Raw genomic sequence first — 26,372 nt, forward strand, 5'->3', positions numbered from 1 at the left:
GGATTTTATTGAATTGCAATTTCAAACTGCACTCTACACTAGCTGATTGTGGTGTTTCAATCCCTAATAGGGATTTTATTGAATTGCAATCTTGGATTCCAAAATCGCATTGCTAGAAATGAAGCGTTTCAATCCCTAATAGGGATTTTATTGAATTGCAATATAATATACACCTAATGGCAACTTAGAGATGGATATGTTTCAATCCCTAATAGGGATTTTATTGAATTGCAATTATTTTTCATCCCAATTAAGTCGAAGTTTTACAGTGTTTCAATCCCTAATAGGGATTTTATTGAATTGCAATTTACTACCTAAAACAGATGATAAAAAATAATTAGTTGTTTCAATCCCTAATAGGGATTTTATTGAATTGCAATGATGCGTTTGGGGCTTTTAGAATTACTGTTATCGTTTCAATCCCTAATAGGGATTTTATTGAATTGCAATGGTATTTTGATTTTCTTATTGTTCTTGTTGAAAATGTTTCAATCCCTAATAGGGATTTTATTGAATTGCAATACTTTTAGGCTTATTGTTAGCTGTAACAGACGGTGTAGTTTCAATCCCTAATAGGGATTTTATTGAATTGCAAGGTCTATCTAAATTATCTAAATTCTCTGAAGTTTGTTTCAATCCCTAATAGGGATTTTATTGAATTGCAATACCGATCTGTCTTCCGAGATAATCGGATCTTTCGCGTTTCAATCCCTAATAGGGATTTTATTGAATTGCAATCTGCTGGTTTAGAAGTGCTAAGTTATGAAGCTGGATCTATGTTTCAATCCCTAATAGGGATTTTATTGAATTGCAATCTATTGACCACTACATTCCGTTATCTAGGGGAGGTATTGTTTCAATCCCTAATAGGGATTTTATTGAATTGCAATCGTTCTCTTTCCTAGCAATATTGAGCGATGGCGTGTTTCAATCCCTAATAGGGATTTTATTGAATTGCAATCTTTAACTGTTAGTCACTTAGAACTAACTAATATTGTTTCAATCCCTAATAGGGATTTTATTGAATTGCAATGATGGTTCTAATTGGCTGAAGCTATAATGACTCAGTTTCAATCCCTAATAGGGATTTTATTGAATTGCAATAATCTTCGATTAGTACAAAATTATCAATTTCTGGTTTCAATCCCTAATAGGGATTTTATTGAATTGCAATGCGACCGCCTTAACCGGAGTACAGCGAATTGCCGGGTTTCAATCCCTAATAGGGATTTTATTGAATTGCAATAAGACGACGAAACCGGAGTACTCCGCGCTGGGCGTTTCAATCCCTAATAGGGATTTTATTGAATTGCAATATAATTCATGGCTCTTTGAAAATATCTACCATAAGTTTCAATCCCTAATAGGGATTTTATTGAATTGCAATTGCGGTCTTCCTCTCCCCTCTCCCGCACTAGTCGGGTTTCAATCCCTAATAGGGATTTTATTGAATTGCAATCTTGGATCGTCTGAGGTGATGGTAGCTTTGAATCCAGGTTTCAATCCCTAATAGGGATTTTATTGAATTGCAATCCAAGAGATAGACACCAAAGGGTATGAAAAACAGGCGTTTCAATCCCTAATAGGGATTTTATTGAATTGCAATATTTCTAGGATGGGGCGGGCATACTCCATTTCATTGTTTCAATCCCTAATAGGGATTTTATTGAATTGCAATAGCGTAGTGTTTTTGTCTTTCATGTATTTATTATGTTTCAATCCCTAATAGGGATTTTATTGAATTGCAATTACCATTTATTCCGGCTCGTGCAGCAGATGCCATCAGTTTCAATCCCTAATAGGGATTTTATTGAATTGCAATCTTATGCAAAAGAGCGTGAGGGACATATTTATCTGTTTCAATCCCTAATAGGGATTTTATTGAATTGCAATGCTGGCTTCTGAAAGCGCTGCTGTATTTGGTTTTCAAGGTTCAGTTGCGCGAATGAACGAATCATAACACAGGGAATAGTGATATTACAAGATGCAAAAGGCTGTAAACCAGTCCCCATAGGGTGCGCGGATGGTTTAAAAGTACCATTGCCCTCAAAGTCTTGTAGAGATGGAGCGTACAGCCTTTTTTGCCCCTTCTCATTTTGTACACCTACCCATCCGCGCATAAGGCAAGAAAATTAGTCTGATTGGCGATCGCTACCTTTATCAAAATAAGCGATCGCCTGACACTCAATACCTTAATTTACCAAATCAGGAAATACCTGTTGTACAGCAGGATGCACTAAGCGATGATTCTGCACATTCACACCCTTAGCTAATGCTGGGTTAACTTCCAGTGCCAAAATTCCCAAATTCGCCAACTGGACAACATAAGGTAATGTACTATTATTAAGTGCCTGAGTCGCTGTCCAAGGTACTGCTCCTGGCATATTAGGAACGCCATAATGCACGACACCCTCTTCAATGTATACCGGATTTGTGTGAGATGTGGGGTGTAAGGTTTCTATGCAACCGCCTTGGTCAACGGCTACATCAACTATTACCGAACCAGGACGCATTTGTTTGACCAATTCGCGAGATACTAGTATTGGCGCTCTACGTCCCAGTACTAAAACTGCACCGATGAGCAAGTCGGCTTCAATGACTGCGGCTTCAATATAAGCAGAGTTGCTATAAAGCAATTCCACTCTAGATCCAAAGAGTGTTTCTAAATAAGATAAGCGCTCGACACTCACATCTAAAATCTTGACGCTAGCACCCATGCCCACAGCAATTTTAGCTGCTTCTGTGCCGACAACGCCGCCCCCTAAAATTACTACTTTGCCTGGTTGGACTCCAGGGACACCACCCAAAAGCACACCTCTACCACCTTGTTGACGTTCTAAGAATCTGGCCCCAAATTGTACTGCTAGCCGACCGGCAATCACGCTCATGGGGGTGAGCAAGGGTAGTCTGTTTGCCCCAGGTTGTTCTACAGTTTCGTAAGCGATCGCAGTTGTGCCACAATCAATTAAGTGCTCTGTCAATTTGCGATCGGCTGCTAAATGTAAATAAGTAAATAATATCTGCCCTTTTTGCAAAAATTTATACTCAGATGTCAAAGGCTCTTTGACTTTAACAACCAATTCCCGATTCCAAGCCGTTTCTAATGTAGGGACAATTTCGGCTCCAGCACTTCTGTAGTCATCATCGGAGAATCCAGCACCATTACCTGCTTGCGTCTCGACGAAGATGCTATGACCATTTTCTCGCAGCACCCGCACGCTAGAAGGACTTAACCCTACCCGAAACTCTTGATCCTTATTTTCCTTGGGAACGCCGATTTCCATATATCGCCTCAGATAATTTTTTTGTTTAACTGTAGCCTTCCAATTTCAAGCTTGCTAGTTCCGTATTAGAAATAGCTGGATTAGAGATATCTAACTTCTGTTCTAACTTTCTCAATTCAATCTGAGTAGCCCAAACTCTTACCCTTGACTATTGCCCCAGTATTTATACAATATATAAAGAATAGTAACAATTTATTAAAAAAGCGATTGTATAGCTCCCTACTAGTAGTTTATTAAGCCAACTTTGCGGAGTTCGTAGCGAGGCTTTAGCCTTTAAGCTAAGGACTAAAGTCCTTACTACGAACTTATTCATCCACCAAAGCTGATGTGGTGGATTAGTGGGAAGCTCTTGCTGAATTTATCAAGTCATCTTGGCATTCAAGCACTGCAATTAGCTTTTAAGCTATCTTGACTTTTCACGTCATCTGTAAAAATTCAAAGTCTCTCTCTTTTTAGGAGAGAGATTTAGAGAGAAGTTTTCCAGATACCATGAAAAGTAAGTAGCGATTATACCTACATTCCCTGACTTCTACCAGAAGTCTGATATCAAGTCCCGTTTGCCAAAAAAGGTTTCTTAAAAACATGACACAAACACAACCAACAATTACACCTAAACTAGAAGAGCCTAAGTTTGGCTTTAACGAATATGCCGAACGCTTGAATGGTCGAGCTGCAATGATTGGCTTTGGTTTGATGCTGGTGATTGAATACGTCACCAATCAAGGGGTGCTATCATGGCTTGGTCTGAAGTAGTGCGATCAAGAAGCACAATCTTGAAGTTGTAAGCTAGTAATTAAAAAAGTTTCAACCAGCTGGAACAACCAGTTGGTTTTGACTTCAATAATTGATAGCGCAGTACTTCGCCCTAGATAGATTAATTATACTTAATTCATAAATAACTGCCCTAGAATGTAAGCAAGAGAAGAATCGAAATACCTATTAGCGATTGAAATATCATAGACTTGCAACTAGTATATGCAAGGCGATTAATGAGTAAATTTCCTCCCCCTACTAAAAAAATTATAAATTTAGTGTCTGCCTTGAATGAGAAAGGCAAATTATGGGTGAGGTATTCTTGGTAAATATACACAAAAGGTGAACTGGAACCAACCAAGCTGTGATGAATGCTGTATTACCTCGTTTTTTGAAGTCAACCTACCGAAAAGAGCCACTAATCAGTGTATTGATGACAATGGGTGTTATGGATGCCCTGATTGGCGGATTGAATGATAGCTGGTCGTTGTTTGCTTTTGGTTTGGGAACGGCAGGGATAGCGCTAGGCTTTAAGTTGTGGCGTTTTCAGCAGCGTCGTTCTTTACCAGAGGAGCCTGTAGTGCAACATTATTTGCCCTCTCGTTCTTCTAGTGCGCCTTTACCAATGTTAAGCGTTTCTAAGAAAAAACCACCTCTTTGAGAGTGCTGAGTTATGAGTTGGTAATTCATAATTCTAGGTGGTTTGTTTGTATATAAAAAGTGAGGAAAAAGAGTGAGTAGTGAGGGAAGAGGTGGCGGTAAATTTCTGCGCCCGGATATTATCCTGGCATTTATGGCAGCTGTGGCCCTTCCAGTGATTACCTGGGAAGGGTTTTATATTCATCAAGCTCATGCTGCCATTGAAGTAACGCCAAGCTTCCCAGCTAATACCAACTTTGCTAATGCTCAACTGCTCTACACACTCATAGGACATAACGGAACTATTAAATCCCTCGCTTTCACTCCAGATAGCAGAATTCTTGTGAGTGGAGGTGCAGAAAACGAGGGTGTCATTCGGCTGTGGAATTTAGCAAACGGCAAAAAGTTGGCGACTATTAACAAAGCACACAAAGCAGCCGTAGAATCTTTAGTGATTTCGCCAGATGGACAAACCCTCGCTAGCTGTAGTGATGACAATACGATTAACCTCTGGAGTCTGAAAAATTTAAAATTTAGCCGCTCTTTCGTCGGACATACCAGTAACGTATTATCTTTAGCGGTGTCTCCTGATAGTAAAGTTCTTGTCAGTGGAGCTTTAGATGGGATTCGTCTCTGGGATTTGCTACAGCAGCGTCCTCTAGGGACTATAGTACGCTTTGATAATTTGATTTATACCCTAGCTATTAGTCCTGATGGACAGACCTTAGCTAGTGGTGATAATAAGGGTGTAATCAAGCTGTGGAATTTGAGTACTGGTAAATTAATCAGTGAATTGGTAGCTCATTCTAGTGCTGTTAGCGGTGTTATCTTTACACCAGATGGACAAACATTAGTCAGTGCTAGCCACGATCGCACTATAAAACTGTGGAATATTAATACTGGAGAATTAGTCCGCACCCTTACAGGACATAATAATTGGGTAAATGCGATCGCCCTTAATCCCGATGGACAAACCCTTGCTAGTGCTGGTAGAGATGGAATTAAATTGTGGGATTTAACTACAGGCGAGTTAATAAATACACTGAATGGACATACAGATTGGGTAAGTGCGATCGCTTTTAGTCCAAATGGTAAAATTCTTGCCAGTGGTGGATTCGATCGACAAATCAAGATTTGGGGCATTCCAACAAAACGTAATTAACAGCGATTGGACAAAATAATCGTCAAAGAGTAGATTATATCCCCGACTTCTGAAAAGAAATTGGGGATATCATTTTGACGCTCCTTTCAAGGCTGAGTGACTCGCCATCGCTCAACTTTTCACTTAATGTAGAAAGTCAGGCGATCGCTAACGCCGAAAGATTCCCCCAATCATTTCCTGTATCTGCTAAACTTTGATCTTGCCTTTTTAGAGTTTTTGTAGTAGAAAATCAACCAAAGCTCAGATCAAATTTTGCTATAACTAGTCAAAATTAATCATGGTAGCAACCAATAGCGATGTCTACGACGGGCTACGCCTACCCCAAATTTTGAATAACTGTGAATACTTGATGAAAATACAGCCGAACTAATATCTTATCCAGCAAATTACTGTAAGTATAAACATAGGTAATTTCAAATCATCTGTGCAGTTACTTGCCCTCTAGCTCGGAACAATTTCTGAACTTAGACAATCTTAAAAATGGTCATCGTCAGTAAATGCACTCAGTTAAAAGTCACGAACTCGTTTTAAGCCAAAGTTTGTAGCGCTTAACCGCTATTTTGAAGTAGGATAACTTGCTACTTAAATAATGTTTAATTTTCCCGAACTGCTTTTGATCCCCATTTCGATAGAATGACTAGGCAGAACCCTAAAACTAAAAACCGCTTTTGACTGCGAGCTCATGAATCAACTGAACAATGGTTTTACGCTATTTTTAAGTCTGCTAGTCGAGGCGATGCCTTTTTTGCTTCTTGGGGTTTTATTCTCCAGTTTGCTGCTGTTTTTTGTTGATGAGCGCAAACTAGTAGAAAAAATGCCCAAAAATCCGCTGTTGGGTGCTTTAGTTGGCAGCGCGATCGGCTTTTTGTTTCCGGTGTGTGAGTGCGGGAATGTACCGGTAGCGCGGCGATTCCTGATTCAAGGAGTACCCACACCAGTCGCAATTGGTTTTTTGTTAGCAGCACCAACAATTAACCCAGTTGTAATTTGGGCCACTTGGACAGCATTTCGAGATCAGCCAGAAATAGTGGTTTTACGAGTCGTATTTTCCCTAACAATTGCCACAATTATCGGGTTTGTTTTTAGTTTTCAAAAGGACTTAAATCCCATAGTCCAACCTGCGATCGCTCGTTATATGAAGTTTAATCTACCCGCGCAGCCTGAAACCAAACGCCGTGGTAAGCGCTACCAAGAACAACAGGAAGAAACAGTACCGAATCTGTTGCAATCCGGGACTTATATCTTAGGAGGAAAAGCAGGTATACCTCTACGGATAGATCCTAATTTAGTACTGCCTACCTCAGTCTCTACTGCTGATAAACCCCTGGCAGCGAAACTGCGCCTAGTTGTGGATAATAGCATCCAAGAATTGCGGGAATTAGGCGGAGTGATGATTTTAGGAAGTGCGATCGCTGCTGCTATTCAAGTCCTAGCTCCCCGTGAATTAATTCTTAGTTTGGGTGCTGGGCCCATTACCTCAATTGTGGTCATGCTGATATTAGCTGTAGTGGTGTCAATTTGTTCTACAGTCGATTCTTTCTTCGCCCTATCTTTTGCCTCAACCTTTAGCAGCGGTTCATTGTTGGCATTTCTGGTCTTTGGGCCAATGATTGACATCAAAAGTGTTGGTTTGATGTTATCTATTTTTAAACCCAAGACCATCTTTTACTTATTTGCTTTAGCAGCGCAATTGACATTTTTCTTCACTCTTTTCCTGAACTTGCACGTCTTTTAAAAAACTATTTGTCATTAGTCATCTGTCCTTTGTCCTTTGTTTAATGACCAATGACTAATGACCAATGACTAATGACTCATCACTCATGGCTAACAAAAATCCCAAATTTAAAATCCCAAATCTGTTACTCCCTTGGCTGGATGCTTTAGCAATTACTGCTTGGGGCATTTTGATGTTGAGATATTGGCTAACTAATAAGTTGAACTTGTTGATTCATCCAAATTACTTTTGGTTAGTAATTGTGACTGGTATCAGCTTCATTATTATTGGTTTGTTCAAGATGCAGGAACTTTGGCAACGACGTCGCCATGATGTGACGCCAAACACCCAGCATATTAGTTTATTTCCCCCTGGTTGGGGCAGTACTTTGTTGTTGACTACAGCAATTCTAGGTTTTATGATTACACCGCAAGTTTTTGCTAGTGACAAAGCCCTCCAAAGGGGGGTGACGGCTGATTTATTGGGAAGCACACGTGTCAAACCTCAAGCCTTTCGAGCTACTGTTCGTCCAGAGGAGCGATCGCTTGTAGATTGGGTACGCACCGTCAATGTCTATCCAGAACCAGATACATATACAGGACAAAAAGTCAAGGTGCAGGGATTTGTCATCCACCCACCGGATATAGGAAAAGAATATTTGTTTCTAGCACGATTTGTCTTAACTTGCTGTGCAGCAGATGCTTACCCTGTGGGATTGCCCGTCAAACTACAAAATAATCAAGAGCCTTACTCAGCTGATACCTGGCTGGAAGTAGAAGGACAAATGGTGACAGAAAATTTGGCAGGTAAACGCCAACTTACTATTGCCGCTACCTCTCTCAAAAAAATTCCTCAACCCCAAAATCCTTATAGTTATTAGTCATTTATTGATGACTAATAACAAATGACAAATGACAAATGACAAATGACAAAATCTAAAGCATTAATCCAACCACTGGATCGCATAGCGATCGCGCTGATGCTACTGCTAAGTGTGCTAATTGGGTTAATCATCTTGCAAGGTGATGTGGTAACTGCTCGTGTCCGGGAATTTACCTGGCAAAATCAACAAATTGGGGCAGAAGATAATTCCTTTACCCTCACCTTCAGCCGCCCAATGGAAGCAAAAAGCGTCGAGGATAACTTGAAAATCGAGCCACCCCTAGCAGGTAAATTCAGTTGGGCAGGGCGGCGGATGGTTTATACACTGGTGACACCAGCACCTTATGGCACAAATTATAAAGTGCAGTTACAGAAAGCTAAAGATAAGTTTGCGGAGCAAGAAGGCAAAAATCGGGTCATACAGCCCTTTACAGGTAGCTTTCGGACACGCGATCGCGTTATCCTTTACATCGGAACCGAGCAAGAAGAACAGGGACGGTTAGTTCTTTATAACTTGACTCAAGAGCAAAAAAGGATACTGACTCCCAAAGACCTGATAGTAATCGACTTTGAGTCATTTCCTGATGGGGAGAAAATTTTATTTTCTGCTCGCGCCGCAAACAATCAAGACTTACTTTCAGCCCAACTGTATACAGTGACAACAGGCGTTTCTGCTAAATCTGGACAAAAAGCAGAACCAGAAGGCAAAGTTGACCTGACTTTAGATAGTAAAGATTATCAAAACCTGAAATTTGACTTATCACCTGATGGGCAAACTATTGTCATCCAGCGGGGAAATAAAACTAATCCTGGTGATTTTGGACTATGGTTTATGCCAGCAACCAGTGATGGTTCAGCAGAAAAACCCACCCCGAAACGCCTAAAAAGCCAACCGGGGGGAGACTTTATGGTGACACCAGATAGTAAAGCCGTAGCAGTTGCTCAAGGACAGGGAGCAGCAATTTTACCACTGCAAGGTGATGCCAGTAAACCCCTAGATTTTCTGCCGCAGTTTGGTTTGGTACAGGCTTTCTCTAAGGATGGCTCTCAAGCAGCGATGGTAAAGTTTAATACAGATTACACGCGGGATTTATTTTTGGTGACAAATCAAGGTGTACAGAAACAGCTATTAAAAACAACAGGTTCAATTCTCAGTTGCCAATTTGACATCGCCTCACCCACACTCTACTGCTTGCTAACACAATTAGTATCCAAGGAGCAATACATAGAACAGCCCTATGTGGTGGCAATTGATTTGAAAACTGGGCAACAGAAACCACTGTTAGTACTGCCTCCCGCTCAACGGAATGTGCAAATGAGTTTATCTGCTGACGGTTTGGGCTTGTTATTTGACCAAGTAGTACCGCAGACAAATCCTTCAGCATCATTACCCGCAAACACTTTGAAAACTGATGACGGAGATACGATCGCTACGAGTAGCCTGTGGTTAATGCCTCTGTTGCCCATTGCTGATGCTGCGACTGTTGAAATTAGACCAGAACAACTCCCCTTAGCCGGGTTTCATCCCCGATGGCTACCTTGAAAAAGCTTAGATTCCCGACTTATTAGAGAAGTTGGGAATCTTGTTGATACCAAGCTGACAATTTCTCACTTATTGGATTTGAAACTATGAATTGATAATTTGTCCAAGCTTCCCAAAAAATATAAATTGATAGTATTCCTAAGAAAATACGAAGTCCTAAACTCACAGTATAATCTGGTAGTTTTGGCAATGTACGAGTACTCATTTGAACACCTAAAAGACCGCCGCATCCCAAAACTATACCTTGAACAAACAGAATATTTCCTTCTAATGTGTGTCCTGTGCAAGCAGCTAAAGCAGTGATGACAATCACACCCAAACTAGTTTGAATTGCTACTTTAATTTCTTCTCCTAGTAGCAACATTTGTAGTGGCACCATAATCGTACCGCCACCTAAGCCGAATAAACCTGCTAAAATTCCTGCTGCTCCCCCAGTGCCAATTTTAGAAATTAATGGGTTGAATACTGGGGCTATATCTTCTTTTTCTTGGAAGGACAGTTGCTTGCGAAGCTCAATCAGATAGATATTAGCAAGTAGTATGATGCCAAATGTAAAGAGTATTATATAAGATGGAATTTTATTGGCGAAATAGACACCTATTCCAGTAGTTAAAAAAGCTGGAATTCCTAAATAAATTACTCGTTTAAAGTCAAAGTAGCCCATCCACCAATTTTGCAAACTTCCAGAAATTGAAGTAATCACAATAGCAAGGCTACTAGTAGCGATCGCCTGAACGGGAGTATAACCTAGTGTGACTAAAAGAGGAATTGTGATAATACCGCCACCTATTCCTAAAAGTCCAGCTATGACTCCAGATATAAAACCCCCACTCACTAAAATCAACCAACTAAAATCGATCATAAATAATTCTTTTTCTAGAGAACTGACTGGGTGTAATTAACCTTGTACTGTCACCGGATGGCTAACAACACCTCCGTAAAGCAATCCAGAATCGTTCCAGGGAACTGTACTCGGTTGTGTATTACCTAAATTGTCAGTAGCACGAGCCTGGAGAAAATATTCCCCAGGAAGTGGGTTCCATTCAATGTCCCAGCGTACCCACGCAAATGGAAAATTTGGTTCTCTCAGTCGTGCAAATTGCCAAGTTTTACCGCCATCTAGACTGACTTCTACACGGATAATTTTTCCTTTCCCAGACCAAGAACGTCCACGTAGTAAATGGGTTCGAGCCGAAAGTTTAGCGGGCCAAGCCAACTCGAAAGCGCTCTTAACATTTTGATAGGTAATCAGCTTACCTTTATATGGTGCGATCGCTGGGTAGTCTGCACCAACCAGCACCATCTGTTCCGTTACCCACTGCGTATATATCGGTGTTTCAGAAACCTCAATCCGCTCAATCCATTTAACGTTGGCGTTTCCTCCCCAACCAGGGAATAACACACGACACGGCTGACCATGATCTGGAGGTAATGGTTCTCCGTTCATGGCATAGACGACGAGCGAGTTATCTGCTAATGCTTTACTAATTGGAACTACACTGCTGAACTTGGATTTATTTGTCTCCTTAGAGTCTAGCGAATCCACATCTGCACCCTCAACGAGTACGTCTTTCGCTGTGGATTTCAATCCAGCCCGCTCTAATAACATACCAAGTGGTACACCAGTCCACTCAGCCACACCAATAGCCCCAAGCCTCCACCGGGTTTCAGGGAGTGGTGTGTTGTAAGCCTCTTCAAAAAAGCGCCGACCATTAGCAGCACACTCAATGGCACAAGTGACTGAGATGGATGGCATGGCGATGATTTCATCGTAAGTAAACTCGCAAGGTGCAGAAACGCCAGTTCCATGAATTTGCAAACGCCATGTAGACGGGTCAAAAGGGGGAGGTGTATGGCGATTATGAACATAGAACCAGTCATTTGGTACTAAATAGCCACGCCCATACATCGCTTCCCAGTTCATCTCTAATGTGCCTTTGCTATGAGAAATATACCCTGGTGGCAATGGCTTAAGTATTTTGCTGCCTTTAGTTTTAACAGCTATCTGACTGTGAGCAGGCGCAGGTTTAGCTAATCCCCCGATGGCTGTGGCGCCAACCATAGTAGTTAGTATTTTCAGAAAGCGCTGGCGCGAAATACCTGTATCTGTACTTTTTTGCCAGATGCACTGTTCAACCCGTGCCTGTAAATAATCCTCTTCGTCAAAGAGGTTTTCATCGCTCAAGCTATTACCCCCTTTTAATTCGTAATTTAAGGCACATAGATGAGGGAGTCGGAGCAGCCAGAAAATTTCTTTCCTCTGCTCCCTGCCTCTTCCCTATGTTCTGAAAAAACTAGCTGTCTATCGCTGTCCAAACACCAGTTATCTGATTTTGTGTGTAGTTGGGCAAATAGTGAGCCAATCCGTTTTTAGCTATTTGAGCGATCGCATCTATAAAGCGATCGCAATCTTCTAATGTATTATATACAGCAAAGCTGGCTCGGATAATACTAGGAATGTTACGTGTAATTCCTCTATCTACTTCCTGAGCAATTTCACAGTCTTGCTCGTCTGAAATATTCTTGAGTTTGCGAATGTATTCATAAGTGCAGAAAGCCCCAGCCCGAACTCCAATGCCGTATTCTTGTGCCAGAATTTCTGCTACTAAGCGTCCATCAAAGCCATCAATATCAAAGGGAATAACATGGGCTAAATTATCTCCTGGGATATGTAATTTAACTCCAGGAATCAGCCTAAGCCGTGTATATGTAAATTCAACTAGAGAGTGTTCATACTGAGCAATGCGATCGCGCCCTACTGCTTCGATAATTTCAATCGCCTTGGCAATGGCGATCGCACCCATTGCGTTTGGTGTTCCAGGGTCGTGGGCCCGTTCTGTATAAAAACGCTTAATCTCTAGGTTTCTGGTGATATAAGGCAGGTTTCCACCCCCGATTTGATAAGGGTAGGAGCTATCAAAAAATTCCTTTGGCCCTAGCAAAACGCCGGTTCCATAAGGGGCATACATCTTGTGTCCAGAGAAAGCCACAAAATCTAAATGACATGGGTCATCATCTGCACGCATATCGACTCGTTCATGCTGAATTAACTGACACACGTCGGCGAAAATCTTAGCACCATACCGATGTGCTAAAGCTGCAATTTCGTAAATCGGGGGTCTGTAACCTGTAATTGTCGAAGCACCTGTAATAGTTACTAACTTAATTTGCTCGGCTTCAGGAAGATTTTGGTGTGCCTTGAAAATATCTTCAATTTCTGCAACACTTACACTTCCGTCCGGCTGGGTTCTGTACTGCACAACTTCGTCTCTAGTAACCCAAGGTAGCAAGTTTGATGAATGCTCGATATCAGAAACTAAGATTTTTCCAGGTTTTTTTGCCCAAAGTGTGGCGGCTCCATTAATTGCTTCTGTTGTATTCTTGGCAAAAATTACATAGTTGTCTGAAGATGATCCCACAAAGTCCCGAATAATGTTCCGACTAGCGTCATATTCTCGTGTAGTAATGATGGACTTTTGCCCAGAACCTCGATGTACACTGCCATAGGTGTCAAGCATTTCATCCACGTGCTGCTTGAGAGTTGCAAAGGGTGTGGTTGTAGCTCCATTATCCAAGTTGACGTACTTGACATAGTTTCCGTTAAGAGTTTTCACCTTGAAAGATAGAGACTCATCTGTAAATAACGGTCTAATTTCTTTGTCCCAAAAGCTGTCACAATTTTCTGCAAACAGCGGTAATTTGGTAGCTTCTTGCTTGATATTTGCACCCATTGCAAGTACGTCGGTCATCTTTAGCACCCCTATTTTAAATTTTGATTTATTTGAGAAACCTAACTGCCACAACGCTTTGTTTCGCGCCGCAATCATATCAACCACCAGTAATTATGGTCTTTATAATTACTTTGTTACTAGTAGAAAACTCGGTTACTTTCAATTATTCTTTAATAAAATAATAAAAATTGTATCCGTTTTAATACTTAATTTAAAAATTTTATATGCAAAATATTATACTATGTAAATATTGTTATTAAGTAGTCAACTATACTTTAAACAATTTTATTCTAATCATTAAATAAACTTGATATATTGAAGACAAGTTAATAGAAAAGCTTATAACTCACAAAACCTGACATTGCTTACTAATAGTGTATTTACCGAGAAAAAAGCCCGCACTAAGTTGAGATTACTCTTTAAAAAAGTTTTATTATTTTATTAGGGATATTGTTACTTATTTAATATTGCTTTATAAGTATTTATTCGTATTAGTCAGGATTTCTTAACATTGTATTTATGGCGGAAGCTCTTAGTTGTTTGCTGACATTAAATAGCGATCGCCCAGGAGCACAGAATTATCATCGAATAGTAGATACTTATACGGGCATCTATCTTAAGTAATAAATAAGTCAGTAGAAAAATGTATTGGAGGAGATATTTGTATTTATGTCTTAAGACAGATGCGGTTATAATAAAGAAAGTATATGTTAAAGCAGTTTTTTGATCTAGAAAAACTTCATCAGCCAATAGCTAATAGAGTTTAGTTTTTAACGTATTGGGTTTTTCCACTCTTTTGCCTATCCTCAAAGGCGGATCGAGTTCCCCTTCTGCTTGCCTCTTCTTGACGGGGCAGAGCATCATAGTGTTATAACGGCATCAGTCTAGATACAAAATGGGGAACACCAATTGATAATTAATTGCTGGTGCTTGGAGAGAGTTAAACTTAGCTTCAAGAGCAAACCCTGATTAGACACAGTTGATAAGCAATGCTAATGCCAGCACTGCTGAATATTTTTAAGCAGGTGAGTCAAGTAGTGATAAATGAAGCTGACACCTCAAACAAGGGGGCTGTGATGGAATCCCTAAATTCTGCTAATTCGCCACAATCAGAGCAGGCGAGTTGTCCCTTTTACTCAGTTGTGCCTAATGACAATATGACAGTTAGAAAACTGCCACTCCTCATGCCAGCTGAAGATACACAATTTTCACAAGATACCACCCAGCAGGACTGGGTTGCAGAGCCTGAAAGCGGCAAACAAGCACTTATTGACTCGGAATTTCAGAACCTGCTGGCATTGAACGAAGAATTACGTGCGGCTAACAATAAATTGTATGAACAAGTGGAGCAGCTAAAAGACAACCTAGCTGAGTCAGAAAAGGTTTTGCAATGGCAGAAAACGCGTTCTAGCGTTAGCGAGTCGATGCTCAACCAACACACTCAGGAATTGGCTGCGGCTCAAGAACAGATAAAGTCTTTATTTCAACAATTAGAAACTGCTGTACAAACTGTTCAACGCCAGGAAATTTTCACTGATACTTATAAAGCACAGCTACAAATTAGCCAGCAACGCCTTGCCCAGTTAGAGCGAGAATGTACGTTGCTACATACTAACAACAACGAACAATCTCAGCAGCTATTGCAGTCAGAAACTGTTTGTCGGGAGTTACGTACTAGACTGATGCGACAACAACGCCAGACGCTGCAATTCAAAGCAGCTTTGGAAAAATGTCTAGATACATCGGTTCCTAGCTATGACTCCTTAGAAGATGCTGCAAAACATCCTAAAGACATCACTAGTAGCCAAGGAAGATTCTCTAGAAAAGCTCGGTCTTTGTTTCCTAACGCCCAGCCAATTCAACCTTGGTCAGCAGAAGAAGAATCCTTAAGTAACGATCTAGATAATTCTTGGGGTGAACCCTCAGCACCAATCCCATTCCAAAGAAATGAAGCCCCTGCGACGTCATCATCTCCTTGGAACTGGAAAGTTAAGAAAGACACGCCAACACCAACACAACCCGCGCCATCTCCAGAAGTTGATGATTCTTCAGATACATCTGAAGCAGTTTCACCTTCGGGTTCATCAAATTTAGATCAGCAATTAGATAGTTTAATCCAAATGTTTTTCACCTCCCAGCCTGCGTCTGCATCACCACCACCTGCTGCGAAAACAGATGTTAGTAATGCCCCTATTTGGGAGACTTTAGCAACCATCTTAGAAGACGATGAGGAACCAGAAAATCCACAGGAGGAGCAGTTGGAAGCAGAAATTAATCCTCCTGTAACTACCTCCACTTCTTGGACGACGGATTCTGTGCTTTCACCAGCTAATAATTTACTGGTTTCCTCCACTCCACCTCACACCGAAACGCCGCCTGTTGGAGAAACTGAAGATTACTGGTCAGAAGTTTCACAATTGACACAGTTGGAATTGTCAGCAACTGACTTGTCCTCAGAGTCATTAGGTGATAACACCAATGATGACAATTCACCTTCACCAGTAGTTTATCCCCAGCGTCCACCCAAGGGGCGTAAGTCATTGGCATCTGTGGAACTGCCGAATTTTCGCCCCAAGAGTTAGGAGTTCGTTGTCATTTGTCATTTGTCTTTTGTCCTTTGTCCTTTGTCCTTTGTTGCTTGTAACTATTAACCAATGACTAATGACTAATGACTAATGACCAATGACCAATGACTAATGACTAATAACTAATAACTAATTCAGAATCCTTGCTTCTGACTTGGGAATTATGGCTTCTGGGTTGGTTTTTGCTACCTGAGAGCGCGATCGCGGTTTGCCTGTGGCGATCGCATAATTAATCGCCAATAACCACAGCCACAAGCCGGGATTCCGGGGTTCTAGCCAAAAACCTACCCGGTTCAAGAAGTGCGAGAACCACGGACTCAGTAAAGCACTAATTAGGGCATGACGACCGAAGTTGAAATAACTACCAAGCCATCGCCCTAAATCTCTAGGCCCAGCAAGTTCCCAAATCCATAAAAGCAAGGCAGGATTTTTCCTAGCTGCTTTCAGGGCTAAACGGTTAAAGGTTAACCAATCACACCGATCTTTGATGAAGTTATCTGCCACCTCTGGCGGTTCGTCTGCTAACAGCCCAAAGAAGGTGTTGAGCATGGAGTTAATCCGCTGCGGCGGTAAAAACTTCCCTGTGGGTACCATCATGCCTTTGGAAAAGAGCCAAGTCACGGAAACGTTGCTTTGGTAGGCGCGAATTTGGTTCAAGTGGCGGAAACTTAACAAGTCATGTTTGAGGGCAGTATCCAACAGCGTTGTTAAGCGCTCTAAGTTGCGAACTAGGGAACCAAAACCGGTGAAAACGAGGGGAGATTGGAGTGATGCTGCATCACCGATCGCAATCAATCGATCGAAGGCAACTGTGCGATCGCGACTTCCCATACTAAAATGCCCTGGTATATAGCCAAATGTCGGCTTCTTCCACACCAATTTGTCCATATCACACCTGCGATACTCTGGCAAAATTGTGAAAAAGTCCTCGTACATCTCCAGCAAGGAACCAGGATTTTCAGCATTGACTTCGTGGTAATGAAATAAATAAATCGTCAGTTCATCATCTGCTGCGGGAAACAATTCCCAAATCAACTGCCTTCCCCGCGAAATATCCCCATGACTGTAAAGAACATCTCCATATTGGGAATCCCATACTCCCGGCTCAAATCCGCTCTCAATTGCCGCTCCTACTGTCGGACAGACACTATCAAAGGCACGACCACCATTTAATTGCCAAGCTATGGGTGACGCGGTTCCCATTGCATCTATTAGCAGTCGTCCACTTACTTGCTTCTCAATCTGACTGGGCAAGTGCTTGACTTGCAAAACTACTTGTGATATATCAATATCTGCACGGATAAACTCTGTTTCATCCCAAATTTCACCGCCTGCCGCTTGCAGTTTTTGCCCACACATTTGGAGCCATTTTTCGGAATCCAAGCCTAAATTTAGGACTGTGGGTGTGTGGAGGACGGGCGATCGCAGTTTGGCTGGATTATTAGCATCAAAAAACTTATTGAATCCATCTTTGTATTCCCTGGCAATGATGGTTTCTAACTCAGCGGGGGTAACTAAACCCAAGTTAACCAAGCTTTGAATTTCGTCGCGGGAAATATTCCATTCTCGGTTCATCCGCCCAAAAGGCATTCGTTCCACCAGCAAGACTTTATATCCGAGTTTTGCCATTAGTGCTGCATGGATTACGCCTAATGCGCCACCAATGTAGATGATGTCGTACTGGGCATGGGACACAAGAGGCAGAGGGGCAGAGGGGCAAAGGGGCAGAGGGGAAAGACTTCCTGCAACTTCTCCCCTGCTCCCCTGCTCCCCGGTCACTGAGCGTAGTCGAAGTGCTGCTCCCCTGCTCCCCTGCGAAAACACGACTTGACGCGGCTGCTGCGGATTCCGTACCCCTTCGCGCCACCGTTTTTCCCACCAATAAGCACGAGTTAGGTCATATTCACCGTTGGGCATTTTCTGAAAATACTTGACGGTAAGGGGGTAAGTAGAGCCTAGTGCGGCAAATATTGATTGCTGGGATAAATCAATTGCTGGCGGTTCTGGGTAATGATGCGGAAAACGGCTTCTGATTTCCTTGGTCAAGCGTTGCAGAATTTGTCCTTCACTGGGAAAGGGTTGTTCTGCCCAACGAAACACTTTTAGATAGGTCGTTCGTTGCACCGACCAGACAAATACCGAAAGTTCTGTAGGCAAGTTTTCGGAAGGAGCCACTCCAGCAGGTGTAGTAGCACTAGCTATTCTAAGACGAAAGCCTTCGGAGGTAAGCACTTTTTCTCCATTTCCAGGTTCAAAATCTGTTTGTAACCAACTACGCACAGTTTCTATATCTGGAGTTGGAACTTCTAAATAAAGTATTTCTTTCATTTTTTCCTGACATTTCCCATCAATTTACTTACTAAGACAGATTTTCTTAAGACATAAAGTAAGGTACACTCCGCCCTATTAGTTTCGTAAAGATTCAGTGAAGAAATTTTAAGATTTTGTCAAATTTATTGTTCATTTTGTAAAAGTGTAAACCCACGCCATGAATTATCCCATTCCAGATAGTCCCCAAGAAATTTTTGCCCTGCGACAACAGCCGATTGATGAAGAATTAGTTGCCAGTGCGATCGCTGGAGTAATTAAAATTGTCCGCGCTCAGGGTCAATCTTTGGAAGAGTTAACCGCTCAGTTGTTAGCAGACGATTCACTGTTGGATCGGGAACAACGTCGCTGGTTAAGTCAATTAGTTGCCCAATCCTGGGAAAAGTTCTCCTAAAACCTTGCATTAAGATGAAGTTTTGATCGCAGGATTAGATTTCTAGGTCTGTATCTAAATGTTGGCGATGCCTGCGGCGGGCTGCGCCTAAGCATTTTCAGTATAGAAGTAATAATAAGGCTCAGTAGAAAATTTGCAATTGGGTTGTTATTTTTGCGTTGATGGCACAGAAGCCACTAAATTAACCATATCAGCGTTTTACGTTGCTTATGAATTTTACAATGTTCTGAAACAGAAAGACCTCTGCTTTGCGCCAGAGGTCTTTTTATGGGAGCAATGTTGATACTACTTGAGGAACGCCTGGGCAGATAAATCAGTTGAGCGATCGCTAATTAAGTGAGTATAAATAAATACAACTATATGACAAAAAGTAAATAGAGTCAGGGCATTTGTCAATCACAGAATCGGATTAAATCAAAGCAGCCATTTAAAATCTTATGCAGAGCGATAAATCGCTGACTACGAACAAAAGTTTTATCTTAGATTTAATTATGTCTACCTACTTATCCAGTGACGATCGCTTTCAACCCATCAACCTTTTTGAGTACGAAGAGCTAGCAAAAGAATATCTGTCTCAAACGACACTTGATTACTATAGCAGTGGCGCTTGGGACGAAATCACATTGCGAGATAATCGTGCTGCCTTTGAACGAGTCAAGCTGCGACCTCGGATATTAGTCGATGTGAGCGATCGCAATCTCAGTACCTCTATTTTAGGACAACCCCTACAACTACCTTTATTAATTGCACCGATGGCTTTTCAATGTCTAGCCCATCCAGACGGAGAAGTTGCCACAGCCCTAGCTGCTGCATCAGCTGGTGTGGGTATGGTGTTAAGTACAATGGCAACAAAGAGCATTGAAGAAGTGGCGACTGCATGTAATCAGTTTCCAGATTCTCTACGATGGTTCCAGCTTTACATCCATAAAGACCGAGGATTAACTCGTGCTTTGGTAGAAAAAGCTTATAAAGCAGGCTACAAAGCACTTTGTCTAACTGTAGATGCACCCGTTCTCGGACAGCGCGAGAGAGATAGACGTAATGAGTTTGCCTTACCCCAAGACTTACATCTGGCTAATCTTGCGAGCATCTCAGGGCTAGATATTTCCCATGAAAAAGGTGAATCTGGGTTATTTACCTATTTTGCCCAACAGCTAAACCCAGCAGTCACTTGGGACGATTTGGAATGGTTGCAGTCTTTATCTGGGCTACCTTTAGTCATCAAAGGAGTTTTACGCCCAGATGATGCTGTGCGGGCTGTAGAACATGGAGCCAAAGCAATTGTTGTTTCCAATCATGGTGGCAGACAACTCGATGGTGCGATCGCTTCTTTAGATGCCCTCACTGAAATAGTAGCCGCAGTGGATGGTAAAGTAGAAGTGGTGTTGGATGGAGGCATTCGTAGAGGCACAGACATTCTCAAAGCTCTGGCATTAGGAGCAAAAGCAGTACTGATCGGACGACCCATATTGTGGGGACTAGCGGTAGCAGGACAAATCGGCGTATCTCATATTATCTCACTGCTGCAAGAAGAGTTAAATGTAGGAATGGCCCTTAGCGGCTGTGCCAAAATACAGGATATTGACCCTAGTTTATTGAACCTGCCACGCCTTTAAGCTGGAGATTCTTAAAACTGTTATTCCAGCAAAACTTTGAGAAATAATTTTCAGACTTGTTACAAAATCTCTTAATTTAGAGTATACTAGTTAAGGTGAGATATAAGGGCGGGTGGCGGAATTGGTAGACGCACCACACTCAAAATGTGGCGGCCTTACGGTCATAGGAGTTCGATTCTCCTCCTGCCCACTACCAAACAAGTTGCTAAAGAGGTTAAAAACTACTTATGCGCCTGAAAAGATGGGAATCTCCCCGTAAAGAAGGCAGAAATGATAAAGGTAAAGGCGGTTCTGCTAGGAAGCGTCAACTGAAAAAACAAAGGCAAATGTTACGCCAAAGACTTAAAGAAAGTAATAAGTCAGACAATAATAAAAACCAGAGAGTAGGGAAAGATAAATTTATCTTTCCCTTATTTTTTGGGCTTTTATTTCAGAAAAAAATAAAATATAGAGATTTTTCATCAATACAGAGACTAAATTAAATCTGTAATAAATTTGTAAATCATAAGTAAGTAGGTGGGAAAAAACACAACCATATTAATAAAGATAAATGAGACTAAAACCTCTTCTCTCCTGCCTTCTGCCTCCTGCTTCTTGCCTCATCCCAACTATAAATATTTACGCCGTTCTACTTAATCAAAAGTTATTAGCTGTTCTTTAAAATATACTAATTTTCATTCAACCTCTTAAGCGCATATTTACATATAAAATTGGCAGACTTAGTGGCTAGCATTTTACTTTCCTACTTAAGGAGTTAAGTACTATATACTACTTGATATACAGCATTTATCTGGGAATTTCTCGCAATTATAATGCTTGGATGAACTAACCAAAAATTAATTATGAAGGAAGTATGAATTTTGTCAAGCAGTGCCTAAAATCCTTAACATAAAACAGTAAGCTAAGACACAGCAGCAAATAATTCTAGTATTACCGATTAAGCCAAAAGTATATTAAAAAGGCAATTGCACCTCCATGTGTTAACTTCCAACAATGACACAAGCCGACAAAAAGTTAGGAGTCATCCAATCCGAAATATTAAATAATTTGGATTGGTCTAGGTAATCTATGAATTGTTTTCTTGGATACAGGAGTTATTGATGGTGGCGAGAGTGCTTCTACCTACTAAAAAAGTGCTTGATTTTCCTATTACTGCTTTACGGTTTGACGAGCAGATACAAACAATACTAAAGTGGGCGAGTAGGCGTGAGAGCAAAACTGTATATGTAGCCAATGTACACATGCTCATTGAAGCCCATTGGAATCCAGAGTTTGCCACCGTATTGCGAAATGCAGATATAGTTACTCCTGATGGTATGCCTCTGGTATGGATGATGCGAAAAATGGGAGCGTACCAAGACCGTGTGGCAGGGATGGATATTTTTCTCGCATTGTGTCACCTAACTCAAACCCAAAATCTGAGCATTTTCTTTGTAGGTTCCCAAACAGAAATTTTGTCTAGGATGCAAAACAGATTAGAGAAGGAATTTCCGCAGATAAAGATTGCGGCGATGGAACCTCTACCCTTTCGTCCCCTAACGGAAATTGAAGACGAAACCTTGGTTCAAAAGATTAACTCTAGTGGTGCTAGCGCTGTTTTAGTTTCTCTGGGATGTCCCAAACAAGAAAATTGGATAGCTCAACATAAGGGCAAAATACAAGCTGTAATGATTGGACTGGGTGGAGTTTTCCCAGTTTATGCCGGAATTCACAAGCGGGCACCCCGCATAGTTCGAGACTTGGGACTTGAATGGCTATATCGATGGATTCAAGAACCACGCCGACTTTGTGGTCGTTATGCGAAGACTATTCCACTCTTTATATGGCTAGCTACTAAACAACTATTATCATCAAGTCGGATTGCAGCGGTCTTCCTTCACGAGACTGGGGACTAAAGAAAAAGAAATAGGTGAGACATGAGTCTAAGGCGTTCACCCATCAAGTAAAGCAGATTTTAGATGCCAAGGAAAGAATTTTATGCCTTAAGCATCAAGATTCAAGGGGTCAACCTCAAAATGATGAAAGATTCTACTGCTGTAAAAACCCATTATTTGAAATCAACTATTAAAATACTTGACATTAACCTAGTAGTAAGTGTTATACTAACTGTAGTGAAATTGTTGGGGCGTCGCCAAGTGGTAAGGCAGCGGGTTTTGGTCTCGCCATCCCTGGGTTCGAATCCTAGCGCCCCAGTAAATCTAGAGCACAGGCTTTTTAGCCTGTGCTCTAGATTTTTTAATTGCATTTTTAATATGTATCTCAATGCATATAATTTTGTAAATGTTACTTGTCAGGGGATTTGAGAGCTTGATCTAGAGTCTGCCTAGCTAGTTCTGCTTTAGACCGCGCTTCTTGGTAACGCACATTAGCTTGAGCAAAATTTTTGAGAACTTTAAAACCTTCCTTGAGTCGAGTAATTTCCTCTTCAGTTACCGACTCATCGGTGAACAGAATATCAATAGCTTTGCGAATTTCCAACGCTTCAGATCGTGACTCCTGAACTTTCAGCTTGAGCGTTGCCAGGTTACTCAGAATCTGGACAGCTTGTGTAATTGTATCCTCACCACTAGCAGTATCAATAGTTGACTCTTTTACCTCAATTAATTGTTGAGGGCCAAATCCTTCTTCCAGTTCCGTGGATAGCTTACCTGCATCCATCAGTTCCATTAGCTGATCCATTGCTTTATCACGGGCTTTAGCTGAATCTTTTCCAGAAACAGTAAGGATAATTTCTGGGCTTTGAGCGAGAGTGTATTGAACCATATTTGAGCAGAAAATTTGCTGATTTAATCAAGCTGAGGCATATAATTATATCATTTTGCGTGTCAGATCATTTGTTGATTGTATAGTCAATTAAAGAGTTTAAGACCGAACGTCAACACGTAGTTCGGGAAAGTTTAGTGGTTCCGACTTTGCGCAGTTACTTTGTGGGAAGGAAGCTACAGTCGGAGTTTAAATTAGAATTTCAAACTCTCTTCTCTACCAGAAGCTGCGCAAACAATTTTAAATTTTGAATTGTTACCTCTATCCCTGCTAAGTCCCTCAAAATAAAACTTTATACTTAAGAAAAGGGAATAAGTTTTAACAGGAGAGGAGAGCAATGGTTCCCAGTCCCACCATCATGCAAGCTGTGGAACAACTGGGCTACCGTGTCACCGTTGGTGATGTGGCAACTCAGGCAGGATTGAACGTCGCTGAAGCTAATCAAAGCTTGTTAGCCCTAGCATCTGATGCTGGCGGACATTTACAAGTAGCAGATTCAGGTGATATAGTTTTCCTTTTTCCACAAAATTTTCGAGCAATTTTACGTAATAAATACTTCCGGCTACGATTGCAGGAATGGTGGAAAAAAGTCTGGAGTGTTCTATTTTACCTGATTCGCATTTCTTTTGGAATTTTCTTAACTGTTTCCATCGCCCTAATAACTATTACCATCTTCATTATCATTACTGCTGCCAATTCAGACCGTAACGGCGACAATCGGGGCAGTAATTCCGGCGGTGGGGGCTTCTTCTATTTTCCAAATTTATTTTGGTATCTTAGCCCAAATTATGACACCCACTACCAGGAACGGGGACGTGAAAGGCCAGAAGAAAGCAATCTAAATTTCTTTGAAGCTGTGTTTTCGTTTTTGTTTGGCGATGGTAATCCAAACGCCAACTTAGAAGAACGTCGCTGGCAAGAGATTGCTACGGTGATTCGGAGTAACCGTGGTGCAGTGGTAGCAGAACAAATTACCCCATATTTGGATGACATTGGCCAGGGATACACAAGAGAGTACGAAGATTATATGCTGCCCGTTCTGACGCGGTTTAATGGGCAACCGGGGGTAAGTCCAGAAGGGCAAATTGTTTATTACTTTCCAGAGTTGCAGGTGAGTGCAGTTAAAAAGCGCCGTCATGCAATATCAGATCGCTTGGAGGAATTTCTCTGGCGTTTTAGTGCTGCAAGTTCCGGGCAAATTATGCTGAGTGCTGGGTTAGGGATACTAAATTTTGTTGGTGCTTTAGTACTGGGAAGTTTATTGAGAGATGGAACTGTTGCCGCCCAATTAGGTGGACTGGTAGCTTTTGTACAAGGAATTTATTGGCTGCTATTGGCTTATGGAGCAGGTTTTTTAGGCGTACCGTTATTGCGTTATTTTTGGATTCAGTGGCGTAATCGCAAAATAGGCGATCGCAACCGCGATCGCCTTTCCAGAGCAAGGCTATTGGCAAGTCCTGATGCACTTTTGCAACAAAAAATCAACTATGCCCAACAATTTGCAACAGAAAAAGTCATTGGCAACGAAGATTTAGTGTATTCTAGCGAAACTGACTTACTCGACCAAGAAGTTGAACGTTCTGCAAAAATTGATGCTGAATGGCAACGGCGCTTAGAACGTGGGAGTGGGGAATAGGAAGCAGAGGGGCAGGGGGAGAAGAATTAATAATCAATGCCTAATGCCCCATGCCCAATTACTTCGCCTGAATCGGTGTTAGAGCTACACCTTGATAATAATGTCCCAAAATTTGCAGATGGTTCACTCCTTGCCGAGCCAGATTGTACGCCCCCCACTGACTCATGCCTAAAGCATGACCGTAGCCAAGCCCTTGCAGTACAAAACTACCATCGGCCCCCTTAGTAACGCTAAATTTGGTACTTTTTAACTTGAGGGCTGTTCGCACTTTCTCGCCTTCTAGCACCTTCGTGCCCTTGTTGCCGACAATTTTTAAAACTTTAACACTGCCAAAAGGTGAGTATGTCTCTGGAATCATCGCCGTCACACTGCCCACCTCAGGAAATTTAGCGCTAATTTCACTGGGCGAGAAGGTTTTCACCCAATTACACTCGCGGATATTTTGATCGTAGTCTTGAACAGCACGTAGATAAGGTTCGCTGCTTCCCCAAACATCTTCTACGTTTTCAGTGTGTCCCCCAGAACAAGCGTGGAAGACTGAGAGAATAATCCGGTTTTTGTAAGTTAGTACCTGCCCTAGAGTAGAATCCACTGCGGTGTAAGTAGCAGGAGATTCACTAATGACACCTTTGTAAATTTGCCAGCGATCGGGTGTATTGCCTAAATCATAAACGGGATTATTTCGTTGTTTTTCCCGTTCGTAGAGGGCATAAGTGCGGGCTGCGATCGCTTGGGCTTTTAAAGCTTCTTGGGGCCAGCTAGCATCCATTTCGCCACCCAGAACGCTGTAGAGATATTCTTGATCGTCAACCCAGTTAACAGCGGTTAAGCCCTTATCTGTGGGGACAACCAGAGTTCTGCCCCGATACCAGCGATCGCCAATATAAACAAATCCCTTGCCAGTTGGCTCAATCCAAAATAAACCAGATTGCCACTTATCTAAAGCAACTCCGCCAGGAACGGCTTGAGCATAATATGCACTCATTGCTGGCAACTGTCCAAGAGTCCGGCCAGTACTATCCTTAACGATCCCAGTGGTGGAACTACCCACTTTTACCTGATTAACGCCCCTCTCAATTGCCACACGTAAAATTACAGACGCTTGGGCTGGGGCAACCAAAGCTATCCACAAAAAGATACTTACCCACCAATAACGTATTTTAATCTGAGAAAATAAAGAGCCTAAGTAAAGTTGGAATTTCATATCGATCATCTAATCACACTAGTATCTAATTGACGCTCTGGATTATGGCATCTACTACTTTAAGATGAGACAGTTCTCCAACGCTGGAGGTTGCCACCTCCTACTAATTATGCATTTTGCTTTAACTATAAGTTTGCT

The 26,372-nt window shown here is 41.6% G+C and carries 20 protein-coding genes, 2 tRNA genes and 1 CRISPR repeat array (1 of these 23 only partly in view); of the genes, 15 read left to right on the forward strand and 7 right to left on the reverse strand.

Annotated elements, in window-relative coordinates; genetic code table 11:
* A CRISPR array of direct repeats spans positions 1-1,893; the repeat unit is 37 nt; unit sequence GTTTCAATCCCTAATAGGGATTTTATTGAATTGCAAT; it begins 88 nt to the left of the window's first position.
* A 299-nt stretch (positions 1,894-2,192) separates the two neighbouring features.
* Positions 2,193-3,284 carry an alanine dehydrogenase gene (gene ald / locus V7K41_RS20385; RefSeq protein ID WP_334851067.1) on the reverse strand — a complete coding sequence of 364 codons (1,092 nt, stop codon included), beginning with the start codon at positions 3,282-3,284 and terminating at the stop codon, positions 2,193-2,195.
* Between the two features lie 582 nt (positions 3,285-3,866).
* Between ald and V7K41_RS20390 the strand changes: the two genes are divergently transcribed.
* The 7 genes from V7K41_RS20390 to V7K41_RS20420 all read left to right on the forward strand — a co-directional run bounded on the left by V7K41_RS20390 (position 3,867) and on the right by V7K41_RS20420 (position 9,977).
* The gene (locus tag V7K41_RS20390) at positions 3,867-4,037 is read left to right on the forward strand and encodes a hypothetical protein (protein WP_099099534.1); all 171 of its coding nucleotides are present in this window, start codon (positions 3,867-3,869) and stop codon (positions 4,035-4,037) included.
* Positions 4,038-4,404: 367 nt separating this feature from the next.
* Complete coding sequence (locus V7K41_RS20395) at positions 4,405-4,698, forward strand: hypothetical protein (RefSeq protein ID WP_104907419.1); 294 nt, start codon at positions 4,405-4,407, stop codon at positions 4,696-4,698.
* A gap of 132 nt (positions 4,699-4,830) precedes the next feature.
* Positions 4,831-5,838: a WD40 repeat domain-containing protein gene (locus V7K41_RS20400; RefSeq protein WP_334851190.1), complete on the forward strand. Its 1,008-nt coding sequence runs from the start codon at positions 4,831-4,833 to the stop codon at positions 5,836-5,838.
* Between the two features lie 74 nt (positions 5,839-5,912).
* Positions 5,913-6,035, forward strand: coding sequence for a hypothetical protein (locus V7K41_RS20405; RefSeq protein ID WP_334851069.1), 123 nt, complete (start codon positions 5,913-5,915; stop codon positions 6,033-6,035).
* A 485-nt stretch (positions 6,036-6,520) separates the two neighbouring features.
* Positions 6,521-7,573: a permease gene (locus tag V7K41_RS20410; protein ID WP_334851070.1), complete on the forward strand. Its 1,053-nt coding sequence runs from the start codon at positions 6,521-6,523 to the stop codon at positions 7,571-7,573.
* Between the two features lie 64 nt (positions 7,574-7,637).
* Positions 7,638-8,432, forward strand: coding sequence for a TIGR03943 family putative permease subunit (locus V7K41_RS20415; protein WP_442943236.1), 795 nt, complete (start codon positions 7,638-7,640; stop codon positions 8,430-8,432).
* Between the two features lie 45 nt (positions 8,433-8,477).
* Positions 8,478-9,977 carry an Ig-like domain-containing protein gene (locus V7K41_RS20420; RefSeq protein ID WP_334851072.1) on the forward strand — a complete coding sequence of 500 codons (1,500 nt, stop codon included), beginning with the start codon at positions 8,478-8,480 and terminating at the stop codon, positions 9,975-9,977.
* A gap of 22 nt (positions 9,978-9,999) precedes the next feature.
* Here the strand turns inward: V7K41_RS20420 and V7K41_RS20425 are convergent, their stop codons facing one another.
* The 3 genes from V7K41_RS20425 to V7K41_RS20435 all read right to left on the reverse strand — a co-directional run bounded on the left by V7K41_RS20425 (position 10,000) and on the right by V7K41_RS20435 (position 13,726).
* Positions 10,000-10,839 (reverse strand): sulfite exporter TauE/SafE family protein, encoded by an 840-nt coding sequence (locus tag V7K41_RS20425; RefSeq protein WP_334851073.1) that lies wholly within the window; start codon positions 10,837-10,839, stop codon positions 10,000-10,002.
* A 36-nt stretch (positions 10,840-10,875) separates the two neighbouring features.
* Positions 10,876-12,162, reverse strand: coding sequence for a sulfite oxidase (locus tag V7K41_RS20430; RefSeq protein WP_334851074.1), 1,287 nt, complete (start codon positions 12,160-12,162; stop codon positions 10,876-10,878).
* A gap of 109 nt (positions 12,163-12,271) precedes the next feature.
* A complete protein-coding gene (locus tag V7K41_RS20435; protein ID WP_334851075.1) occupies positions 12,272-13,726 on the reverse strand; it encodes an aminotransferase class V-fold PLP-dependent enzyme in 1,455 nt (484 codons plus the stop codon).
* Between the two features lie 971 nt (positions 13,727-14,697).
* Here V7K41_RS20435 and V7K41_RS20440 point away from each other — a divergent pair.
* Positions 14,698-16,290 (forward strand): hypothetical protein, encoded by a 1,593-nt coding sequence (locus tag V7K41_RS20440; RefSeq protein WP_334851077.1) that lies wholly within the window; start codon positions 14,698-14,700, stop codon positions 16,288-16,290.
* 132 nt (positions 16,291-16,422) lie between these two features.
* On the opposite strand, the gene V7K41_RS20445 is transcribed toward V7K41_RS20440, so the two are convergent.
* Positions 16,423-18,621 (reverse strand): NAD(P)/FAD-dependent oxidoreductase, encoded by a 2,199-nt coding sequence (locus V7K41_RS20445; protein ID WP_334851079.1) that lies wholly within the window; start codon positions 18,619-18,621, stop codon positions 16,423-16,425.
* 160 nt (positions 18,622-18,781) lie between these two features.
* On the opposite strand from V7K41_RS20445, the gene V7K41_RS20450 reads away from it, so the two are divergent.
* The 6 genes from V7K41_RS20450 to V7K41_RS20475 all read left to right on the forward strand — a co-directional run bounded on the left by V7K41_RS20450 (position 18,782) and on the right by V7K41_RS20475 (position 22,824).
* Positions 18,782-19,015, forward strand: a complete 234-nt coding sequence (locus V7K41_RS20450; RefSeq protein ID WP_334851081.1) for a hypothetical protein — start codon at positions 18,782-18,784, stop codon at positions 19,013-19,015.
* Between the two features lie 491 nt (positions 19,016-19,506).
* The gene (locus tag V7K41_RS20455) at positions 19,507-20,631 is read left to right on the forward strand and encodes an alpha-hydroxy acid oxidase (protein ID WP_334851083.1); all 1,125 of its coding nucleotides are present in this window, start codon (positions 19,507-19,509) and stop codon (positions 20,629-20,631) included.
* A gap of 106 nt (positions 20,632-20,737) precedes the next feature.
* Positions 20,738-20,821, forward strand: a tRNA-Leu gene (locus V7K41_RS20460).
* Positions 20,822-20,858: 37 nt separating this feature from the next.
* Positions 20,859-21,113, forward strand: a complete 255-nt coding sequence (locus tag V7K41_RS20465; protein ID WP_334851085.1) for a hypothetical protein — start codon at positions 20,859-20,861, stop codon at positions 21,111-21,113.
* A gap of 618 nt (positions 21,114-21,731) precedes the next feature.
* A complete protein-coding gene (locus V7K41_RS20470) occupies positions 21,732-22,526 on the forward strand; it encodes a WecB/TagA/CpsF family glycosyltransferase (protein WP_334851193.1) in 795 nt (264 codons plus the stop codon).
* Positions 22,527-22,752: 226 nt separating this feature from the next.
* Positions 22,753-22,824, forward strand: a tRNA-Gln gene (locus V7K41_RS20475).
* Positions 22,825-22,914: 90 nt separating this feature from the next.
* Here the strand turns inward: V7K41_RS20475 and V7K41_RS20480 are convergent.
* Entirely contained in the window at positions 22,915-23,394 is a 480-nt protein-coding gene (locus tag V7K41_RS20480; protein ID WP_334851087.1) for a hypothetical protein, read from the reverse strand.
* A 337-nt stretch (positions 23,395-23,731) separates the two neighbouring features.
* Here V7K41_RS20480 and V7K41_RS20485 point away from each other — a divergent pair, with 337 nt between their 5' ends.
* Positions 23,732-25,030: a hypothetical protein gene (locus tag V7K41_RS20485; protein ID WP_334851089.1), complete on the forward strand. Its 1,299-nt coding sequence runs from the start codon at positions 23,732-23,734 to the stop codon at positions 25,028-25,030.
* Between the two features lie 58 nt (positions 25,031-25,088).
* On the opposite strand, the gene V7K41_RS20490 is transcribed toward V7K41_RS20485, so the two are convergent.
* Complete coding sequence (locus tag V7K41_RS20490; RefSeq protein ID WP_334851195.1) at positions 25,089-26,234, reverse strand: SpoIID/LytB domain-containing protein; 1,146 nt, start codon at positions 26,232-26,234, stop codon at positions 25,089-25,091.
* Positions 26,235-26,372 lie beyond the last annotated feature (138 nt).

It is taken from the genome of Nostoc sp. (assembly GCF_036917415.1).
Classification (GTDB): Bacteria; Cyanobacteriota; Cyanobacteriia; order Cyanobacteriales; family Nostocaceae; genus Nostoc.

Coding starts and splice junctions, on each gene's coding strand:
- V7K41_RS20440 (WP_334851077.1), top strand. CDS start 14,698: ATGCTAATGCCAGCACTGCTGAATATTTTTAAGCAGGTGAGTCAAGTA.
- V7K41_RS20485 (WP_334851089.1), top strand. CDS start 23,732: ATGGTTCCCAGTCCCACCATCATGCAAGCTGTGGAACAACTGGGCTAC.
- V7K41_RS20390 (WP_099099534.1), top strand. CDS start 3,867: ATGACACAAACACAACCAACAATTACACCTAAACTAGAAGAGCCTAAG.
- V7K41_RS20410 (WP_334851070.1), top strand. CDS start 6,521: ATGAATCAACTGAACAATGGTTTTACGCTATTTTTAAGTCTGCTAGTC.
- V7K41_RS20400 (WP_334851190.1), top strand. CDS start 4,831: ATGGCAGCTGTGGCCCTTCCAGTGATTACCTGGGAAGGGTTTTATATT.
- V7K41_RS20445 (WP_334851079.1), bottom strand. CDS start 18,621: ATGAAAGAAATACTTTATTTAGAAGTTCCAACTCCAGATATAGAAACT.
- V7K41_RS20470 (WP_334851193.1), top strand. CDS start 21,732: ATGGTGGCGAGAGTGCTTCTACCTACTAAAAAAGTGCTTGATTTTCCT.
- V7K41_RS20490 (WP_334851195.1), bottom strand. CDS start 26,234: ATGAAATTCCAACTTTACTTAGGCTCTTTATTTTCTCAGATTAAAATA.
- V7K41_RS20480 (WP_334851087.1), bottom strand. CDS start 23,394: ATGGTTCAATACACTCTCGCTCAAAGCCCAGAAATTATCCTTACTGTT.
- V7K41_RS20465 (WP_334851085.1), top strand. CDS start 20,859: ATGCGCCTGAAAAGATGGGAATCTCCCCGTAAAGAAGGCAGAAATGAT.
- V7K41_RS20455 (WP_334851083.1), top strand. CDS start 19,507: ATGTCTACCTACTTATCCAGTGACGATCGCTTTCAACCCATCAACCTT.
- ald (WP_334851067.1), bottom strand. CDS start 3,284: ATGGAAATCGGCGTTCCCAAGGAAAATAAGGATCAAGAGTTTCGGGTA.
- V7K41_RS20420 (WP_334851072.1), top strand. CDS start 8,478: ATGACAAAATCTAAAGCATTAATCCAACCACTGGATCGCATAGCGATC.
- V7K41_RS20395 (WP_104907419.1), top strand. CDS start 4,405: ATGAATGCTGTATTACCTCGTTTTTTGAAGTCAACCTACCGAAAAGAG.
- V7K41_RS20435 (WP_334851075.1), bottom strand. CDS start 13,726: ATGACCGACGTACTTGCAATGGGTGCAAATATCAAGCAAGAAGCTACC.
- V7K41_RS20425 (WP_334851073.1), bottom strand. CDS start 10,839: ATGATCGATTTTAGTTGGTTGATTTTAGTGAGTGGGGGTTTTATATCT.
- V7K41_RS20450 (WP_334851081.1), top strand. CDS start 18,782: ATGAATTATCCCATTCCAGATAGTCCCCAAGAAATTTTTGCCCTGCGA.
- V7K41_RS20415 (WP_442943236.1), top strand. CDS start 7,638: ATGACTAATGACTCATCACTCATGGCTAACAAAAATCCCAAATTTAAA.